At 65.0% G+C, this 18,542-nt stretch carries 18 protein-coding genes, 1 tRNA gene and 1 riboswitch; of the genes, 14 read left to right on the top strand and 5 right to left on the bottom strand.

All coding sequences use genetic code 11. The features are described from left to right. Window positions 1-34 precede the first annotated feature (34 nt). The 9 genes from AC0QC4_RS09195 (at window position 35) to AC0QC4_RS09155 (ending at window position 9,584) form a co-directional block, all read left to right on the top strand. Window positions 35-646, top strand: a complete 612-nt coding sequence (locus AC0QC4_RS09195; protein ID WP_483659592.1) for an NADH-quinone oxidoreductase subunit J — start codon at window positions 35-37, stop codon at window positions 644-646. Window positions 647-794: 148 nt separating this feature from the next. Continuing rightward, complete coding sequence (nuoK, locus tag AC0QC4_RS09190; protein WP_483659591.1) at window positions 795-1,100, top strand: NADH-quinone oxidoreductase subunit NuoK; 306 nt, start codon at window positions 795-797, stop codon at window positions 1,098-1,100. Window positions 1,101-1,107: 7 nt separating this feature from the next. Next, on the top strand, window positions 1,108-3,162 hold the full coding sequence (gene nuoL, locus AC0QC4_RS09185) for an NADH-quinone oxidoreductase subunit L (protein ID WP_483659590.1): 2,055 nt from the start codon (window positions 1,108-1,110) through the stop codon (window positions 3,160-3,162). Next, window positions 3,159-4,706 (top strand): NADH-quinone oxidoreductase subunit M, encoded by a 1,548-nt coding sequence (locus AC0QC4_RS09180; RefSeq protein ID WP_483659589.1) that lies wholly within the window; start codon window positions 3,159-3,161, stop codon window positions 4,704-4,706. The genes nuoL and AC0QC4_RS09180 overlap by 4 nt, the downstream gene beginning before the upstream one ends. Beyond that, window positions 4,706-6,142: an NADH-quinone oxidoreductase subunit NuoN gene (nuoN, locus tag AC0QC4_RS09175; RefSeq protein ID WP_483659588.1), complete on the top strand. Its 1,437-nt coding sequence runs from the start codon at window positions 4,706-4,708 to the stop codon at window positions 6,140-6,142. The genes AC0QC4_RS09180 and nuoN overlap by 1 nt, the downstream gene beginning before the upstream one ends. After that, complete coding sequence (locus tag AC0QC4_RS09170; protein WP_483659895.1) at window positions 6,055-6,852, top strand: biotin--[acetyl-CoA-carboxylase] ligase; 798 nt, start codon at window positions 6,055-6,057, stop codon at window positions 6,850-6,852. The genes nuoN and AC0QC4_RS09170 overlap by 88 nt, the downstream gene beginning before the upstream one ends. 19 nt (window positions 6,853-6,871) lie before the next feature. Next, window positions 6,872-7,651, top strand: coding sequence for a type III pantothenate kinase (locus AC0QC4_RS09165; protein WP_483659587.1), 780 nt, complete (start codon window positions 6,872-6,874; stop codon window positions 7,649-7,651). A 28-nt stretch (window positions 7,652-7,679) separates the two neighbouring features. Beyond that, window positions 7,680-9,302 carry a ribonuclease J gene (locus AC0QC4_RS09160; RefSeq protein WP_483659586.1) on the top strand — a complete coding sequence of 541 codons (1,623 nt, stop codon included), beginning with the start codon at window positions 7,680-7,682 and terminating at the stop codon, window positions 9,300-9,302. Between the two features lie 6 nt (window positions 9,303-9,308). Further along, on the top strand, window positions 9,309-9,584 hold the full coding sequence (locus AC0QC4_RS09155; RefSeq protein ID WP_483659584.1) for a DUF1467 family protein: 276 nt from the start codon (window positions 9,309-9,311) through the stop codon (window positions 9,582-9,584). A gap of 13 nt (window positions 9,585-9,597) precedes the next feature. Here the strand turns inward: AC0QC4_RS09155 and AC0QC4_RS09150 are convergent, their stop codons facing one another. Genes AC0QC4_RS09150 through AC0QC4_RS09135 form a run of 4 tightly spaced genes read right to left on the bottom strand, consistent with a single transcriptional unit; the run spans window position 9,598 to window position 14,107 of the window. Next, the gene (locus AC0QC4_RS09150) at window positions 9,598-10,365 is read right to left on the bottom strand and encodes an ABC transporter ATP-binding protein (RefSeq protein WP_483659582.1); all 768 of its coding nucleotides are present in this window, start codon (window positions 10,363-10,365) and stop codon (window positions 9,598-9,600) included. Further along, entirely contained in the window at window positions 10,358-11,347 is a 990-nt protein-coding gene (locus AC0QC4_RS09145) for a FecCD family ABC transporter permease (protein WP_483659580.1), read from the bottom strand. Before AC0QC4_RS09145 ends, AC0QC4_RS09150 begins: the two co-directional genes overlap by 8 nt. Continuing rightward, on the bottom strand, window positions 11,344-12,246 hold the full coding sequence (locus AC0QC4_RS09140) for an ABC transporter substrate-binding protein (protein ID WP_483659578.1): 903 nt from the start codon (window positions 12,244-12,246) through the stop codon (window positions 11,344-11,346). Before AC0QC4_RS09140 ends, AC0QC4_RS09145 begins: the two co-directional genes overlap by 4 nt. A gap of 4 nt (window positions 12,247-12,250) precedes the next feature. Further along, the gene (locus AC0QC4_RS09135) at window positions 12,251-14,107 is read right to left on the bottom strand and encodes a TonB-dependent receptor plug domain-containing protein (RefSeq protein ID WP_483659576.1); all 1,857 of its coding nucleotides are present in this window, start codon (window positions 14,105-14,107) and stop codon (window positions 12,251-12,253) included. An 82-nt stretch (window positions 14,108-14,189) separates the two neighbouring features. Further along, window positions 14,190-14,397: riboswitch (cobalamin riboswitch) on the bottom strand. A 132-nt stretch (window positions 14,398-14,529) separates the two neighbouring features. On the opposite strand from AC0QC4_RS09135, the gene AC0QC4_RS09130 reads away from it, so the two are divergent. Then, window positions 14,530-14,697, top strand: a complete 168-nt coding sequence (locus AC0QC4_RS09130) for a hypothetical protein (protein WP_483659574.1) — start codon at window positions 14,530-14,532, stop codon at window positions 14,695-14,697. Window positions 14,698-14,736: 39 nt separating this feature from the next. Here the strand turns inward: AC0QC4_RS09130 and AC0QC4_RS09125 are convergent. Continuing rightward, window positions 14,737-14,826 (bottom strand) — tRNA-Ser (locus AC0QC4_RS09125). Between the two features lie 108 nt (window positions 14,827-14,934). Here AC0QC4_RS09125 and AC0QC4_RS09120 point away from each other — a divergent pair. From AC0QC4_RS09120 to AC0QC4_RS09105, 4 genes are read left to right on the top strand one after another with little or no spacing between them, the layout of a single operon-like run. Further along, a complete protein-coding gene (locus AC0QC4_RS09120) occupies window positions 14,935-15,990 on the top strand; it encodes a lytic murein transglycosylase (RefSeq protein ID WP_483659894.1) in 1,056 nt (351 codons plus the stop codon). Next, window positions 15,974-16,852: a septal ring lytic transglycosylase RlpA family protein gene (locus AC0QC4_RS09115; RefSeq protein WP_483659572.1), complete on the top strand. Its 879-nt coding sequence runs from the start codon at window positions 15,974-15,976 to the stop codon at window positions 16,850-16,852. Before AC0QC4_RS09120 ends, AC0QC4_RS09115 begins: the two co-directional genes overlap by 17 nt. Next, entirely contained in the window at window positions 16,849-17,487 is a 639-nt protein-coding gene (tmk, locus tag AC0QC4_RS09110; RefSeq protein ID WP_483659570.1) for a dTMP kinase, read from the top strand. Before AC0QC4_RS09115 ends, tmk begins: the two co-directional genes overlap by 4 nt. Then, a complete protein-coding gene (locus tag AC0QC4_RS09105; protein ID WP_483659568.1) occupies window positions 17,484-18,503 on the top strand; it encodes a DNA polymerase III subunit delta' in 1,020 nt (339 codons plus the stop codon). Before tmk ends, AC0QC4_RS09105 begins: the two co-directional genes overlap by 4 nt. Window positions 18,504-18,542 lie beyond the last annotated feature (39 nt).

The raw sequence follows: 18,542 nt of genomic DNA, 5'->3' as shown, positions 1-18,542 counted from the left end.
GGTCCACCTCCCCGCGCCGGGGAGGAGCTGGGCAATGATCCAGACCATCGCCTTCTACCTGTTCGCGAGCATCCTGATCGCATCGGGCGCGCTGACCATCCTGTCGCGCAACCCGGTGCACAGCGTGCTGTGGCTCATCCTCGCCTTTTTCAACGCCGCCGGGCTGATGCTGATCCTAGGCGCGGAGTTCATCGCAGCGCTGCTCGTCATCGTCTATGTCGGTGCGGTCGCGGTGCTGTTCCTGTTCGTGGTGATGATGCTCGACATCGATTTTGCCGAGATGCGCGCGGGTTTCGTGCGCTATCTGCCGTTCGGCGCGCTGATCGCGGTGGTGCTCGCCGCCGAGCTGATCTTCGCGCTGGGCGCTTGGCAAGCCGGCTCGATCCAGCTGGCGCAGCGGATCGCCCCGGCCGATCCTACCATCAGCAACATCCAGGCGATCGGTGAGCTGCTCTACACCCGCTACATCTTCCTGTTCGAAGCCGCGGGCATCATCCTGCTCGTCGCGATGATCGGCGCGATCGTGCTGACCAACCGTCCGCGTAGCGGCGTGCGCCGTCAGAATGTCGACGCTCAGAACGCCCGCCGCCCGCAGGATGCAACGCGGCTCGTCGATGCGCCGGTGGGTGAGGGGGTAACGCTATGATCGTCGGCATCCAGGTCCTCCCCGGAACGGGGAGGGGGACCATCCGCAGGATGGTGGAGGGGCAGCGTTTTGCCGCTCATTCCGTGACAGGCCCCAGCCCCTCCACCACTTCGTGGTCCCCCTCCCCGTGCCGGGGAGGACCGGCAGCATGATCGGTCTCGCCCATTACCTGACCGTCGCCGCGATCCTGTTCGTGCTCGGCGTGCTCGGCATCTTCATCAACCGCAAGAATATCATCATCATCCTGATGGCGATCGAGCTGATCTTGCTGTCGGTGAACATCAATCTGGTCGCGTTCAGCGCCTATCTCGGCGATCTGGCGGGACAGGTGTTCGCGATGTTCGTGCTGACGGTGGCAGCGGGTGAGGCCGCGATCGGTCTTGCCATTCTCGTCATCTATTTCCGCGGTCGCGGCACCATCGCCGTCGATGACGCCAACCGGATGAGGGGCTGATCCGGACATGATTACCGCAATCGTCTTCCTGCCCCTGCTGGCAGCGATCATTGCCGGGCTCGGCGGTCGCTGGCTCGGTAATGTCCCCAGCAAGGTCATCACCACCGGCGCGCTGTTCATCTCCTGCGCCTTGAGCTGGCCGATCTTTCTGGGTTTCCTATCGGGCGATCTGACCGCCAGCGTCACTCCGGTGTTGACCTGGGTGCAGTCGGGCGACCTCAGTTTCGACTGGTCCCTGCGTGTCGACACGCTGACCGCGGTCATGCTGGTGGTGATCACCAGCGTCTCCGCGCTCGTCCACCTCTACAGCTGGGGCTATATGGCCGAAGACCCCAGCCAGCCGCGCTTCTTCGCTTATCTCTCGCTGTTCACCTTCGCCATGCTGATGCTGGTGACCGCCGACAATATCGTCCAGATGTTCTTCGGCTGGGAAGGCGTCGGCCTCGCTTCCTATCTGCTGATTGGCTTCTGGTACCACAAGCCATCCGCCAACGCCGCCGCGATCAAGGCGTTCGTCGTCAACCGCGTCGGCGACCTCGGCTTCATGCTCGGCATCTTCGCGCTGTTTCTGGTCTTCGGGACGGTCTCGATCCCGGAAATTCTCGACGCAGCGCCCGGCATGGCCGGCTCCAGCATCACCTTCCTTTCGATGCGGCTCGACACGCTGACCATCGTCTGCCTGCTGCTGTTCATCGGCGCGATGGGCAAGTCCGCCCAGCTCGGCCTGCACACCTGGCTGCCTGACGCGATGGAGGGGCCGACCCCGGTGTCGGCGCTGATCCACGCCGCAACCATGGTCACCGCCGGCGTGTTCATGGTCTGCCGCCTGTCGCCGCTGTTCGAAGCCGCGCCGATGGCGCTCGGCTTCGTCACCTTCATCGGTGCCGCGACCTGCCTGTTCGCCGCCACCATCGCGCTGACCCAGCACGACATCAAGCGGGTCATCGCCTATTCGACCTGCAGCCAGCTCGGCTACATGTTCTTTGCCGCGGGCGTCGGCGCCTATGGCGCGGCGATGTTCCACCTGTTCACCCACGCCTTCTTCAAGGCGCTGCTGTTCCTCGGCGCGGGCAGCGTGATCCACGCGATGCACCATGAGCAGGACATGCGCTATTATGGCGGCCTGCGCAAAAGCATCCCGCTGACCTATGCGGCGATGATGATCGGCACGCTGGCGATCACCGGTGTCGGCCTCATCCAGATGGGCCCCGTCCCGGCGCTGGGTTTTGCCGGTTTCTTCTCAAAGGACATCATCCTCGAATCCGCCTTCGCCAGCGGGCCCTACGGGCAGATCGCCTTTGTCGTCGGCTCCTTCACCGCGCTGCTCACCAGCTTCTACAGCTGGCGGCTCATCTTCCTGACTTTCCACGGAAAACCGCGTTGGGAGCAGTCCGAGCACATCCAGCATGCGGTGCATCATGACCATGATCATCATGCGCATGACGGGCACGATATGCGTGATGATGGCGACGTTCATCACGGCGACGGCACGCTTGGCTACCACCCGCACGAAAGCCCGTGGCCGATGCTGGTGCCGCTGGCGCTGCTGTCTATCGGGGCCGTGCTCGCCGGACAGATTTTCCACCACGCCTTCGTCGACGCAGAGCATGGCGCGCACTTCTGGGCCGGCAGCCTCGCCTTCGACGCGCATCTGATGCACGCCGCGCATGAGGTGCCCTTGCTGGTCAAGCTGACGCCAGCCATCGTCATGCTGCTCGGCCTCGCCATCGCCTGGCAGAACTATATCCGCGATCCAGGCGCGCCTGCGCGGATCGTTGCCACCGTGCCCGATCTGCACCGCTTCCTGCAGCGCAAATGGTATATCGACGAGCTGTACGACCTGCTGTTCGTCCGCCCGTCGCTCGCGCTCGGCCGCATCTTCTGGCATCGCGGCGACGAGCAGACCATCGACCGCTTCGGCCCCAATGGCGCTGCGGCGGCTGTGGCGGGCGGCAGTGTGCTGACCGGTCGCCTGCAGTCCGGCTTCCTCTATTCCTATGCCTTCGTCATGCTGCTCGGCCTCGCCGCGCTGGTGACCTGGGCGATGGCGACCTTCGCATGAACCAGCTTGGCTTTCCCATTCTCACCCTGATGCTGCTGCTGCCGACAGCGGCCGCCGCCCTGTGCCTGTTCCTCAGTGCCAACGCCGCGCGCTGGACGGCTTTGCTCACTTCGCTGGTGCTGCTGGCGCTCGGCATCGTGCTGTGGGCCAATTTCGACGTCGGCGGCGCGCAGTGGCAGTTCACCGAGCGTCTGCCTGTTGTGGGCTGGTTCAACTGGTCGCTGGGTATCGACGGCATCGCGCTGATGCTGATCATGCTCTCGGTTTTCCTGATGCCGATCTGCATCGGCGCTAGCTGGAACACGATCACCGACCGCGTCGGCCTCTACATGGCCTGCTTCCTGTTCATGGAAGCGCTGATGATCGGCGTGTTCGTGGCGCAGGATCTGATCCTGTTTTACATCTTCTTCGAAGCCGGCCTGATCCCGATGTACCTCATCATCGGCATCTGGGGCGGCGCCAACCGCATCTACGCCAGCTATAAATTCTTCCTCTACACGCTGCTCGGCTCGCTGCTGATGCTGGTGGCGATGATCTGGATGATCGCGACCAGCGGCACCGCCGATATCCCGACGCTGATGGTGACGGATTTCGCCCCGGCGGCGCAGACCTGGCTATGGCTGGCCTTCTTCGCCAGCTTTGCCGTGAAGATGCCGATGTGGCCGCTGCACACGTGGTTGCCCGACGCGCATGTGCAGGCACCGACCGCAGGCTCGGTAATCCTCGCCGGGGTGCTGCTGAAGCTGGGTGGGTATGGTTTCATCCGTTTCAGCCTGCCGATGTTCCCCGATGCGTCCGCGCAGCTTGCCTGGCTGGTCTTCGCCCTGTCGATGGTCGCGGTGGTCTACACCAGTCTCGTCGCGCTGGTGCAAAGCGACATGAAGAAGCTGATCGCCTATTCCTCGGTCGCGCACATGGCGATCGTCACCGCCGGCTTGTTCGCGATGAACCAGCAGGGCCTCGAAGGCGCGATGATCGTCATGCTCAGCCACGGCCTCGTCTCTGGCGCGCTGTTCCTGTGCGTTGGCGTCATCTATGACCGTTTGCACACCCGGGAAATCGCGCGCTACGGTGGCCTGTCCAACAACATGCCCGGCTATGCGCTGCTGTTCCTGCTGTTCACTATGGCCTCGATCGGCCTGCCGGGGACCAGCGGTTTCGTCGGCGAATTCCTGAGCCTGCTCGGGGTCTATGCCGCATCGAGCTGGGTCGCCTTCATCTGCACCACGGGCATTATCCTTGGCGCCGGCTACATGCTGTGGCTATATCGTCGCATCGCCTTCGGCCAGGCTGCCGGCGAGGATACCGCCAGTCTGCCGGATCTGAGCCGTCGCGAATGGGCCTTGCTCGCCCCGCTGGCGGCGGTGGTGCTGTGGATGGGTGTCTATCCGGAACCGTTCATCGCCCCGATGCGCGCCGACGTGACCACGCTGGTCGCGCGGCTCGCGGAGTCCCGTCCGGCTGGTGACGCCATGCTGACCGCGGGCAACGCCACCGCTGCCCACAGCCCTGCAACCGCCCACGGGGCAGGGGAGGCCCACTGATGTCTGCCACCGAATTTCTTCTCATCGCCCCGGAGCTGGTGCTCACGGTCGGCGGATTGCTGCTGTTGATGATCGCCGCTTTCGCCGGCGATCGCCAGGCCGCTCTGGTCAATGCGCTGGCGGCTGTCGTGCTGGCCGGCGCGATCATCGCTGTCGCTTCGCTCACCGGCGTGCGCGATAGCGCCTTCTTCGGCACGGTCCGCGTCGATGCCTTCGGCTCCTTCGCCAAGTATCTCATCTATGGCGCGGCGATTGTCGCGCTGCTGATGGCGCCGCGTTTCTTTGCGGCGCAGGGCTATCGCGCCGAATATCCGGTGCTGATCGTGTTCGCATCGATGGGCATGGGCATCATGGTGAGTGCGCACGACCTGCTGGGCCTGTATCTCGGGCTCGAGCTCAACAGTCTCGCTGCCTATGTGCTCGCCAGCTTCATGCGCACTGACGCGCGATCAAGCGAGGCGGGGCTCAAATATTTCGTTCTCGGCGCCCTCGCATCGGGCATGCTGCTCTATGGCCTGTCGCTGCTCTACGGCTTCAGCGGCACGCTTGCCTATCGTGGCATCGCTCTCGCCTTTCTCGACGTCAGCAACATCGGCCTGCTGATCGGCCTCGTCTTCACGCTGGTCGGCATCGCCTTCAAAATCAGCGCGGTGCCGTTCCACATGTGGACGCCCGACGTCTATGAAGGTGCTCCCACGCCGGTGACGGCCTTTTTCGCCAGCGCACCGAAGGTCGCGGCGATGGCGATGCTGGTGCGCCTGTGCGTGGAAGCGATGCCCGGCGCGGACAGTGCCTGGCAGCAGATCATCACCTTCATGGCGATTGCCTCGATGCTGCTCGGCGCCGTGGGGGCGATCGGCCAGCGCAACATCAAGCGACTGCTCGCCTACTCCTCCATCGCCAATGTCGGCTTCATCCTGATCGGCCTGGCTGCGGGGTCGATACAGGGCGTTTCGGCGGTGCTCTTCTACCTCGTCGTCTATGTCGTGATGACGCTGGGCAGCTTCCTGGCGGTACTGCAACTGCGCACCGCGGATGGCGAAATGGTCGAGGACATGGCGGCGCTTTCCGGCCTGTGGAAAACGCGGCCCGGGCTTGCTGCGGCCATTGCCATCTTCATGTTCAGTCTGGCCGGCATTCCGCCGCTGTTCGGTTTCTGGCCCAAGCTGCTGGTGTTCCAGGCGGCAATTTCTGCCGGACTGGTGCCGCTGGTGGTGATCGGCGCAATCGCCTCTGCCATCAGCGCCTTCTATTATCTGCGCGTGATCAAGGTGATGATGTTCGATCCGCCCTCGGACGTCACCTTCCCAGTACATGGCGGCATTGCCGAGCGGGGCCTGATCGCGGTATCCGCAGGCTATGTCAGCGTCATCGGCTTCCTTGCCATTGTGCCGCTCAGTGCAGTGACTTCGGCCGCAGCAGGATCGCTGCTCTGAACATCGCGTTCGTCGCCGAAACAGGCTCGACCAATGCCGATCTGCTCGCGCGCATATCCGCTGGCGAGCAGACTGACGGGCAATGGCTGGTCGCAGAGCGGCAGACCGCCGGGCGCGGCCGTCTTGGTCGGCAATGGACCAGCCCGAAGGGCAATTTCCACGGGTCGGCCGGGCTTGCTCTGCGTCCGGGCGACCCGCCCGCGCCGACGCTGGCGCTCGTCGCCGGCGTGGCCTTGCACGACGCGCTGATCGACGCCAGTCGCGGTACGGTCCGTCCGGTCATCAAATGGCCCAATGATCTGCTGGTGGGGCAGGCGAAGCTAGCCGGAATCCTGCTGGAGCGCAGCGGAGAGCAGATCGTCGTCGGCATCGGCGTCAATCTGACCTATGCGCCCGAGATTGCCGGACGCGAGACAGTCGCGCTGGCGGCGCTCGGTCCGCTCGTCCCTCCGCCGGCTTTTGCGGAGATACTCGCCGCAGCGCTGGCGCGGGAGGTGGATCGCTGGCGCAGCAACGGCTTGGCGCCGCTGATCGCGCGCTGGATGGAGCGCGCGCATCCGCAAGGCACGATGCTGACCATGACCGAGGGCGGCGATGCCGGGCTGACCGGAGCATTTGCCGGTCTAGACCCCAGTGGTGCCCTGCGGCTGCGCCTCGATAACGGCAGCTTGCATCTCGTCACCGCAGGCGAAGTGCGCTACGCGCTGTAAAAGCTTCTCGGAGACAGACATGCTTCTCGCCGTCGATGCGGGCAATACCAATATCAAGTTCGCGCTGGTCAATGCCGATGGCAGCCCGCGCACGCGCTGGCGCATTGCCACCGATGCGCGCCGGACGGCCGATGAATATGCCGTCTGGCTGATCCGTCTGATCGAGCTCGAAGGCTTGAAGCGTGAGGATGTGACCGCGGTCGCCATCTCCACGGTGGTGCCGCGCGCGCTCTACAATCTGCAGGCACTGGCCACCAAATATTTCGGCGTCGAAGCCCTGGTCGCCGGCCGCGCCCCGCTCGATTATGGCATCGCGCTCGACGTCGATGAGCCGCATGCCGTCGGTGCGGATCGCGCCTGCAATGCCATCGCCGCCCATGCCGCGCATGAAGGGGACCTGATCGTCATCAGTTTCGGCACGGCCACCACCATCGACCATGTCGACTATCGCGGCGCCTACAAGGGCGGCATCATCGCCCCAGGCCTGAACCTCTCGCTCGATGCCCTGGTCGCAGCGGCGGCCAAGCTGCCGCGCATCGCTATCGAAGCGCCGGGCAGTGACAGCGTCATCGGGCGCACGACCGAAAGCCAGATGCTGATCGGCATCTATTGGGGCTATGTCGCGATGGTCGAAGGACTGATCGCGCGCATGCGCACGCAGATCGGTCGCCCGGTCAAGGTTGTCGCCACGGGCGGCCTCGCCATATTGTTTGCCGAGCAGGAGGGCCTGTTCGACGCTGTCGACCCCGATCTTGCCCTCAAGGGCCTCTCTCTACTGTGGCGGCGCAACGCCGCGTGACCTGCCTGTTTTCCTTTAGAAAGACATCATGACCAAACCTGGCAAGGAACTTCTTTTCGTCTCGCTCGGCGGTTCGGCCGAAATAGGCATGAACCTCAATCTCTATGGCTGCGATGGCAAATGGCTGATCGTCGACATGGGGGTCACCTTCGGCAACGCAGATTACCCCGGCATCGACATCATCATGCCCGATACCGCGTTCATCGAGGAGCGGTCGAAGGACCTGGTCGGCATATTGCTGACCCACGCGCATGAGGATCATATCGGCGCGGTCGCCTATCTTGCCGCCGATCTCGGCGTCACCGTCTATGCCAACAAATTCACCGCCGGGCTCGTCGCACGCAAGCTTGCCGAGGAGAAGCTGGAGCGTGAGGTCAAGCTCAAGATCGTCGACAATCAGGCCAGTTTCGCGCTTGGCCCGTTCGGCATCCGCCTGATTCCGCTGGCGCATTCCATTCCCGATATGTGTGCGGCGGTCATCGACACGCCCTATGGCCGAGTCTTCCACACCGGCGACTGGAAGCTCGATGACGATCCCAAGCTGGGATACCCGCAGGCCGAAGCCTCCGTTCGCCCGGTGGGCGACGAAGGCGTGCTGGCGCTCGTCTGCGATTCGACCAATGTCTTCAATCCTGAACCGTCGGGTAGCGAAGGCAGCGTGGTCGACGGGCTGAAGCAGGTCGTTGGCGAAGCCAAGGGCAGGGTGGTGGTCACCACCTTTGCCAGCAATGCAGGACGGTTGCACACGCTCGGTGAGGTCGCCAAGGCGACCGGCCGTCAGTTGGCCGTGGCCGGTCGCTCGCTCGATCGCATCATCGAGGTGGCGCAGAGCTGCGGCTATCTCAAGGACATGCCCGCGCTGATCGATTGGGACACGGCGATGCGGCTGCCGCGCAACAAGGTGATGATCATCGCCACCGGCGGCCAGGGCGAGCCGCGCGCCGCGCTGGCCCGCATCGCCGAAGGCGGACACCCGATCAAGCTCGAGAGGGGCGATCGCGTCGTCTATTCGTCCAAGCAGATCCCCGGCAACGAGATCGCCATCGGTCGTATCATGAACCAGCTCGCGGAACGCGGCATCGAGACGGTGACCGAGAAGCAGGCGCATATCCACGTCTCGGGCCACCCGGGTCGCCCGGAATTGAAGGCGATGTATGATTGGGTCCGCCCCGATGTGCTGATTCCGGTGCATGGCGAGATGCGCCACATGCTCGAGCAGGCCCGCTTCGGGCGCGAATGCGGCATCCCCAATGCGCTGGTACAGAAGAACGGCCAGCTTGTCCGGCTTGCCCCCGGTGAGCCCGCGATCATCGAAACGGTGCGGTCGGGACGGTTGATTCTGGATGGCGACATGATCGTTCCGGCGGACGGCGGGGTCATCAACGAACGCCGCCGCCTCAGCCAGACCGGCCATGTCGTCGTGGCCGTGCACGGCAAGGATGCGGATGTCGTGGCGCGCGGCCTTCCGATCGAGCCCGAGGATATGGACAAGTTCGTCGAAGAAGCGTCCGGGGCTGCAGCACGCGCCGCAGGCGAACCCGCTGCTACCGACGACAAACGCCGCGAGGCCATCCGCCTTGCCGTCCGCCGTGCCGCCACCGACTGGACGGGCAAGAAGCCGCTGGTCGATGTGCTGCTGTTCGACAGGTGACCTGAAATGTACTGGACCTCGGCTCTCGCCATCTATTTCATCATTTGGTTCTTCTGCCTGTTCCTGGTGCTGCCGTTCCACGCGCGTCGCGGCGCCGAAAGCGAGGGCGTTACTGTGCCGGGGGAAGACAACGGCGCGCCCCCGCGCTTCAATGCGGGACGGGCGGCCCTGCAGGTGACGCTGCTTTCAGCGCTGGTCTTTGGCCTATATTACGGCAACTACACGCAGGGCTGGATCACGCGCGACAGCTTCACTTTCCTGCCGCAACCGCCAGACCGGTAAGCGCCCGCAGGCGCTAGCGCAGAATGACCGGCATCGGCCAGCCGTGCGCGCTGTCGACTTCTGCTTCGACGCCGAACAGCGTCTGGATCCAAGCCGGCGAAATCACCTCGGTCGGCGGACCATCGACCAGCACGCGCCCCTGCTTCATCCCGACGATGCGATCGGCAAAGCGCGCGGCAAGCGCCAGGTCGTGCAATACCACGACCAGGGCTTTTCCGGCATCGGCTTGCGCGCGCAGCAGGCGCATGATGCCCAGCCGGTGTCGTGGGTCGAGCGCTGCGACGGGCTCGTCTGCAATCACCAGGCCGCTTTCGCCGACCAACGTCCGCGCAAGGTGGACACGGCCGAGCTCGCCACCCGAAAGATGCGCCATGCTGCGTTCGGCCAACTCGGTCAGATCGCAGGCCTGCATCGCCTGCTCGAGCGCAGCCGCGTCGGCGGGGCTGAGCCGCTCGGGCAAGCCGCCATGCGCAAAGCGACCGATGGCGACGGCGTTCCGTACCTTGACCGGCCAGGCGAGCGGCATGGCTTGCGGCAGCCAGCCGATCGCCCGCGCGCGCACGCGCGAGGTCATGGCCATGACGTCATGCCCGTCCACCGTCACGACGCCTGCCGATGGGCGCACATAGCCGGCGATCGCGCGCAACAGGCTCGATTTGCCCGCGCCATTTTCACCGACGATGGCCACCAGCTCGCCACCACGGGCGTCGAGCGACACTGTGTCGACAAGCCGCTTGGGGCCGGCGTTAACGGTCAGCGATCGGACGATCAGCTCAGCCATTGCGCACCGTCCCCAGTCGCAGCGCAATGATGACGAACAGGGGCGCACCGATGAGGGCGGCAAGCGTGCCGAGATGCAGCTCATTCCCCCATGGAAACAGACGGATAAAGATATCTGCTGTAACCAGCAGGCAAGCGCCTGCCAATGCCGCAGGCAGCATGGCCCGACCGGGATCGTGACCGACAGCACCGCGCACCATGTGCGGCGCGACCAGGCCGACAAAACCGATCATCCCGGCGAGAGCGACCGCGCCACCGGTGGCGAGGCCAGTGCCCAGAATGACGAGCATCCGGCTGCGCTTCAGATCGACGCCCAGGCCATGCGCGACTTCCTCCCCGAAACCGAGCGCACTCAGCGCGCTGCGCGCAAGCAGCAGCACCGCCAGCCCGCTGCCGATGAAAGGCAGGGCAAGGGCGATATCGGCCCAGTCGCGGTTGGCCACCGAGCCGGCGGTCCAATTGATGAGATCGGACAGTGAGAAGGGGTTGGGCGCCAGATTGACGAACAACGCCATCACCGCCCCTGCCAGAGATGACAACGCGACACCCACAAGGATCAGCGTTGCGACGCCGCGCAGGCGCAGGCTCGCTCCGGCGATCAGCGCGGTTGCGCCGAGCGCGCCCGCCAGCGATGCGAGTGGCACCACCCATGGCCAGACGGTCGCCAACCCGAAATAGATGGCTCCTGTTGCGGTCGTCGCTGCCGATGCGCTGACCCCCATCACTCCCGGCTCTGCGAGCGGGTTACGCAGCAGACCCTGCATCGCCGCACCGCTCGCGCCCAGCGCAAGCCCCGCCAGCGCTGCCGCCAACGTGCGTGGCAGGCGGACTTCGTAAAGGATGGTTGCCGCCATGACGTCATTGCCGGATAGCCCGTTCAACAGCGCTTGCGGGCCAAGTGCGACTGGGCCGATAGCCGTTGCAGCAAGCATGGCCAGCAGCAGCACGCTGCAGAGCGCGATGGTTGCCCGATCCGGCCTCATGACGGGCGCCGTCCATTGGCGATGCGCTCAGCAGCGCGGCCGACCAGCCAGTTGCCACAAGACAATTCGCTCCCCGGCACGGTGACCGTCGGTACCCCCGCCAGACGATCGCGCAAGGCGGCATGGGCGGACGAGGCCCACCGGTCCTGCTGATGGGCGGTCGTTTCGAAGAAGCCGCGCACCACCAGATCGGGAGGCTGAACCACCAGACGCTCCACCGGCAGGCGGTGCCAGCCGGGGCGCTGCTCATAGGACAGATAGGCTGCGGCCGCGAACAACTCGCTGATCATCGATCCCGGTCCGGTAGTGACGTCGCCCGGGGTCATGTAGAGCGCGCTGCCGCCGGCACCCTGCCGACGTGCCCGTGCCAATGCCTCCGCCAGAGCTTCACGCCGCCGTGACGCCATCGTCTGAGCGCCGAGCGCTTCGCCCGCTGCCGCCATGACGTCATCAACGTCGGCCAAGGTCGCGGCATAGGGCAGGGTGAAGACGGGCACACCCGCCGCCTCCATCGCCTCCGCAAACCGGCCGCCGCCGCCATAGCTGCGCACCACCAGCGTGGGGCGCAACGCCAGCACGCGCTCTACTTCAGGCCGGACGCGCGGAAGGCCGGCTGAGCGCGGCAGGGAAAATCCGGGATCGCTCGCGACATCGATCGATACGGCAGCAATGCGATCACGTTCGACCAGCCCCAGCACCATCTGATCAGCGCAATAATCAATGCTGACGATGCGGTCGGCCTGGGTCTGCGGGGCAACGGGAACGCAACCCGCAAGCAGCAACGCTGCAAGCAATGACAGGGCCCTGCCGCCACCACGGCGTCGGCGCCGCACCCAGCGACCCGTCCCGGCCGTTTTGGGCTGTTGCGCGTCGACCGCGGTGGCGGCGAAGTCCGTCATGATGTCAGAACTGCCCTCTAACGCCGGCATAGACCGACCGGCCATAGGTCGAAAAGCCGTTGACGACCCGGTATCCTGCGTCGAAAAGATTATCGACGCGACCATAGAGTTCGACGCCGTCGGCCAACGGCAGGCTCGCGCGCAGGCCGACCAGCTGGTAGCCGTCCAGCCGTCGGCTGTTGAAGGCATTATCGAAGCTGTCACCCACCAGCAGCAAGCTCGCACCGACGCTCAGGCGCCACAGCGTCTGCCAATCGGCGGTCAGGCTGGCGAGGTGTTCCGGCCGCAGGGCGAGGCGGTTGCCGAAATTTGCCCCGGGCGAACGGTTGATGGCATCGGTCAGCGTATAGCTGGCCTGGATGTCGACCCGGTCGGTCGGGCGCAGCGCCAGCGCCGCCTCGATACCCTCGGTGTTTACGCGATCGATGTTCTCAGACCGGAAAGTGACGGTGGAAAAGGCGATAAGATCGGTGCTTCTCCGGTTGAAATAGGTGACGGCAATCTGTGCGCGTCGGTCGAGCAGAAACTGTTCTACACCGACATCGAAATTACGCGCCGTCTCCGGGCGGAGCGCTGGATTGCCGAATGGCGGCTGCCCCTCGCTCAGCGTTGGCGCGCGAAACCCCTCGGCATATGTCGCGCGCAGCACCGTCATGCCGCCATTCGGCGTGTAGGCCGCGTTGCCGCCAAGCGTCGTTTGCCCGCCATAATCGCTATAATCATCGTGCCTGACGCCGCCCGTCAACGTCAGTCCTGCAATCGGCCGGACGATCGCCTGGAAGAAACCGCTGGTCACGTGATTGCGCGCCACATCCGGGTCTGCACCCTCGAACGAGGTCGAGGCGAATGTGCGCTCATGCTCGATGCCACCGACCAGCGTGATCGTCTCGTTCAACGCGAACTGGCTGTGAATCTCATACCGATCGACGGCAGCTTCAATGTCGAAGTTATTGAAGCTGAAGAGAACCGGATCGGTGCCGATCCGCTGGAGATCGGTGCGCGCATAGGAAATGCGATTGCGCCAACGTCCGCCCGCCAGATCGATATTTGCGCCGATGTAGCCCAAGAATTGCCGGTTGTCGGAAACCGGCAAGGCATTGGCGCCAATGCCGAAGGGCGAATCATATTCGACCCGGCCATCATTGTAATAGCCACGGAAATCGAGCGCGACGCCGGGGGCGAGATTGATCTTCAGCCTGCCGTTTGCCGACCAATTGCGATAGCCATCGCGTTCGCTGCCGCCCACCAGCGACGAAATGCCGTCACTGCGATAATAGCCGCCGCCCAAACTGCCTTCGAAAGCACCGGTGGTGCCCGAAAGATTGACGCTCGACCGCACCGTGTCCGCATAGCCGTAGTCCGCACTGCCCTGGACGACTAGCGCTTCGGTCGGCGCCAACGACTGGATGTTGATGACGCCGCCGATTGCCTGGCTGCCCCAGATCACCGAATTCGGCCCGCGCAACAGTTCGACCCGGCCGATGTTGCCCGTCAGCAACGCGCCGAAGTCGAAAGCGCCATTCGGGCTCGACGGGTCGTTGATGCGGACGCCATCGATGAGCACCAGTGTCTGCGAGCTGTTGCCACCACGGATGAAAGCGCTCGTCTGGCTGCCCACCGGCCCCCGCTGGGCGATGCGCACCCCTGGCAGCGTCTGCAAGGCATCGGCGATCGTGGCGACCTGTAGCGTCTCCAGCCGGTCGCGATCCACCACTGCAACCGCTTGGCCGGTCTCCTCGCGGTTCTGCTCGAAACCGCTGGCGGTGACGACAATGTCCCCGTCAGTGCGCTCTGCCAGGGCCGGGGCGGCAGGCACGACAGACAATGCAGCCACGGCTGCGCTCAGTTTGCGGAAATTCACCTGTAGATTCCTTTCATAACGACCACACTCAGCCGTCATGAGAGGACTTGTCCCCGCTCGCATCGGTACACCCCGCCCGCGCGAATAACGGCAACGCAGGGCAGGTCTCCTGGCTTGCCGGGTCACCATCTCCGTGCTGGCCTTCCCAAAGTCCGATCCGGATGGACCATCGCATCAGTGGCACGTCATGCACGGTGACTCGCCGGTCACAGTTGCGGGGGCAGCGCCGGATCCACACCGGCTTCCCTTTTCGTCCCCGGCTAAGGGGAACCTTGCGTTACATACCTGCAGATATCGACATAGGCCGTTCGCCGCAAGCCACATGACCCGCTCGGCGAGCGAGACACGCTTGTCGGCTTTTCCCTGTTGACTTTCGCTGCCCGTTAGCGCTTCGCGGCTGTTGCGCTGTTTACGGGGTACCGATGCTCTACGATGTCGAAGTAATTGCGGCGATCCTGTTGGTGATCAGTGGTTTACTGCTGATCGGACGGGTCTGGTGGAGCCGCAACCAAAAGCGCGAGCCCGAACGGATCCGCATCGCGCTCCCTGAAGAAGCCAAGCTCGACGAGAGCAACGCGCCGCCGGCCTGAGGGCCTCAAGGAAAAACGGTTCTGGTGGAAACAGACGCTTGGCGGACAGGGTGGGATTCGAACCCACGGTGAGCTTCCACCCACGGCGGTTTTCAAGACCGCTGCCTTAAACCACTCGGCCACCTGTCCGCGCGTCTTGCGCTGCGCATAGCCGCAGCCTGTCCGCCCTGCCAAGCAGCAAGTTGTGCAAATCCTCTTCCGTGTCAGAGGCAAAGCTGGCAGGAACGGGTCATGGCCATGCTCGATATGTTTCGCTCCACGACCAGCCGGCTTGCTTCGGCGGCACTCGGGTTGCTGGTTGCCGCAAGCACGGCAACTGCGCAGCCCGCTGGCGAATCGCGCAGTTTCGATGCTTACTTGTCCGATCTTTGGCCACAGGCCGAGGCAATGGGGATCAGCCGCGCGACATTCGACCGTGTCATTCCGACATTGACGTTCAATCCGCGCGTCGTTCAGCTCGACCGCAACCAGCGCGATGAGGTGCGGGTGGATCCCAACGCCCCCATTTCGCCGTTTGCGCCCTATCGTGCGCGCCACGTCGATGCCAACCGCATTGCCGGCGGCCGGGCCGTCTATGCCCGCGAGCGGATACATCTGGCCGAAATCGAACGGGCGACGGGAGTGCCGCCCGGGGTGGTTCTCGGCATCTATGGCCATGAGACCAACTATGGCCAGATTACCGGCAATTTCGATCTGCTGCGATCGCTGGCCACGCTGGCCTATGATGGACGCCGCCGCAGCTTGTTCGAGGGCGAATTTCTTGCCGCGCTGAAGATGGTCGAGCAAGGTGCGCCGCCCGAGGCGCTGCGTGGCAGCTGGGCAGGGGCCTTCGGGCATCCGCAGTTTCTGCCGTCGGTGTATCTGCGACTGGCGCGGGATGGCGATGGCGACGGTGTCTCGGCGATCTGGAACAATCAGGCCGATGCGCTGGCGTCGATCGCCCATTATCTGCAGGTCGCAGGCTACAAGCGTGGCGAACATTGGGGCTACGCTGTCAGTGTGCCGGACGGCTTGTCGCGAGCGTCAATCGCGTCGACGACCGTATCGCCACGTTGTCCACGGGTTTTCCAACGGCACAGCCGTTTTCTGACGGCGTCGGAGTGGCGCGCGCGGGGGCTGGTGTTTCAGGGGCAGCAACCGGCAGAGGATGCGCTGCTCAGCCTGATCGAGCCGGATGGCCCGGGACAGACGGCTTATTTGCTGTCGGGCAGCTATCGCGCCATTCTCGATTACAATTGTTCGAACTTCTATGCTTTGTCGGTGGGGCTGCTGGCTGATGAGATTACCAATTAGATCGGCAGGCGCAGCGCTATGCCTGGCGGCGCTCAGCGGATGTGTCGGCGGTGGAGGGCAGGGCGATGCCCCTGTCAGCAGGCCACAGCCGCCAGCACAGAGCGCGGTCAGCGACACACCGGTGCGGATTGGCGCACCCTATCAGATTGGCGGGCGCACCTATACGCCGGTCGACCAGACGGACTATGACGAAGTCGGCTATGCCAGCTGGTATGGCAGCGAGCTGGGCGGACAGCCGACCGCCAATGGCGAGGCATTTGCGCCTGCCGCGGTTTCTGCGGCGCATCGCACGCTGCCCTTGCCGAGCTATGTCGAGGTGACACGGCTCGACACCGGCCGGACGATCCTGGTGCGCATCAACGACCGGGGCCCGGCCGACCCCAACCGCCTGATCGATTTGTCGGCAGGCGCTGCAGAGCAATTGGGTATTACCGACGTCGGCATGGTCCAGGTGCGCGTGCGCCGGACCAATCCGGTCGAAAGCGAGCGGCTGGCGCTGCGGCAAGGGGTGGCAGTGCCAGCGCGGCTGGACACGCCGGACTCCTTGCTCGAAATCTTGCGTGAGCGGGCGGCGCGGCTGCCGCGCCCCGCTGCGTGGCGACCCCCGGCAGCACCGCAGCCGGCCACCGCGCCTGCACGTCCGGCAAGCACGGATGCGGGGTTCGTGGTGCAGGTCGGCGCCTACGGCAGCCGGGCGCGAGCCGAAGAAGTCGCGCGCCGCACAGGCGCGAATGTGGTGCAGGCCGGCTCCGTCTATCGTGTGCGCTACGCCCCCTTCGCGACCGAGGCCGAGGCACGCGCCGCCATTGCGCGGGCGGCAGCGGCCGGTCAGCCCGGAGCCGTGATCATCCGCGAACCATGAGTGCGTCCGCCCCCGGCCGGTTCATCACGCTCGAGGGCGGCGAAGGCGTTGGCAAGTCGACCCAGCTTGGCGCGCTTTCCGCCGCTTTGCGTACGCGTGGGCTAGACGTGCTCGAAACACGCGAACCGGGGGGCAGCCCCGGCGCCGAGGCGATCCGCGAACTTCTGCTGCATCGCCAAGACACCAATTGGGCGCCGCGCGCGGAGGCGCTGCTGTTCGCTGCCGCAAGATCGGACCATATCCGCTTGCGCATCGCGCCGGCGCTGGCGCGCGGCCAATGGGTGTTGTGCGACCGTTTCATCGACTCCACCCGAGCCTATCAGGGCGGCACCGACGGCTTGACCGACGCCGACATATTGGCGCTGCACGCCATTGGCAGTGGAGGATTGATGCCGGATCGTACCTTGCTGCTGGCTCTTCCCGCCGACGTGCGGCGACAACGGCGCGAGGAGCGCCGTCTGGGCTGGGCCGACCGGTTCGAGGAACGACCGATCGCCTATCATGAGGCGGTCGCCGCCGCCTTCGACCGCCTTGCCGAAGCCGACCCCGTACGTATCCGCCGGGTCGATGCGTCCGGTGCGCCCGACGCTGTCACCGCGCGCCTGTTAAACGAATTGCAGGATCTGCTGCCGTGACCCCGCTGCACGGGCAGGATCAACAGGAACGTGACTTCCTGGAGGCCTATGCATCGGGCAGAGCGGCGCATGCCTGGCTGCTGGCGGGCCCAAAGGGCATCGGCAAGGCCGGCTTTGCCCGTCGCGCAGCCCGGTGGGTCGTTGCGCATGGCGACGCGGCGGCAGCGCATGCCGCGAGCCTGGAGGTTGCCGATGGTCACCCTGCCATTCCGCTGATCGATAATGGTGCGCACCCCGAGTTTTTGTGGGTCAAGCGGGACATTGCGCCTTCCAAAGCGAAAAAGGCCGATGCTGCCGAACCGGCCGAAGAGGACCTGGCCCGCAACATCACCGTCGATCAGGTGCGCGCGCTGTTAGGACGGATGCGCACCTTGCCCGCGGTGTCGGCGCGCCGTGCCGTCGTGATCGACAGCATCGACGATCTCGAGCGCGGTGCGGCCAATGCCTTGCTCAAGACACTCGAGGAGCCGCCGGGGCACACGCTGTTTCTGCTGATCAGCCACAATCCGGGGCGGTTGCTGCCGACCATCCGATCCCGTTGCCGCATAATGCGATTCTCGCCGCTCGACGATGCTGCCATGCGCGCCACTCTTTTGGCGCAGCGGCCCCATCTCGCGCCCGATGCGCTGGCCGCGCTGGTGGCGCTGGGCGAGGGCAGCCCGGGCAGGGCACTGGGCTATGCGGCGATAGACGGCTTCGATTCGCTGAGCGCGCAATTACAGGCCATCGCCACAAGCGGCGATCGGGATAATCGGATGCGGACCGATCTGGCGCGGCAGTTCGCCACCACCAGCGCTCGACCGAGATTCGAACCGATGCTGGCACAGGCGCTCGCGTTGGCCGCGGATGCGGCTCGCAGCGGCGGCGAGCGCGGGCAAGAGGCGCTGCGCATCCGCAGCCGCCTGCTCGAAACTGCAGGGACTGCGATCAGGATGTCCGAAGATCTGTCGACCGTTGCCTTTGCGATTGGCAACTGCCTGGCGGCGCTGGCGCCAGCAGGCGCACCGCATCGCTGAACGCTAGGCAATCGGCAGGCCGCCCGCTAAAGCCGCGCC

It is taken from the genome of Sphingomonas sp. jy18 (assembly GCF_056931895.1).
Note: the sequence above shows the minus strand (reverse complement) of the source record. Positions and strands in the feature narration are given on the sequence as shown.